Raw genomic sequence first — 244 nt, 5'->3', positions numbered from 1 at the left:
CGCCGGCGTCCCGCTCACCGGTGGCGCGCTGCGGGCACTGCCGGCAGGCCTGCTGCTCCTGGTCCGGGTCCGCCGGCTCCCCCGGGGCGCCTGGTGGTGGCGGTCGGCCGTGCTGGGCACGCTGACCGTGGGGGTCTTCTACGCCCTGGTCTACGTCTCCGCCCAGCTGCTGCCCAGCGCGGTCGCCTCGACGGTCAAGGCCACCTCGCCCCTGGTGCTCGTGCTGCTGGGTTGGGCACTGCTG

At 75.8% G+C, this 244-nt stretch carries 1 protein-coding gene; it reads left to right on the top strand.

What is annotated here, in order from left to right; all coding sequences use genetic code 11:
• Positions 1 to 244 (top strand): EamA family transporter (locus AC0IVP_RS22060; RefSeq protein ID WP_471759300.1); only part of this gene is annotated, 244 nt, incomplete at both ends.

The sequence above is a fragment of the Klenkia sp. AC732 genome, assembly GCF_979256525.1.
Note: the sequence above shows the minus strand (reverse complement) of the source record. Positions and strands in the feature narration are given on the sequence as shown.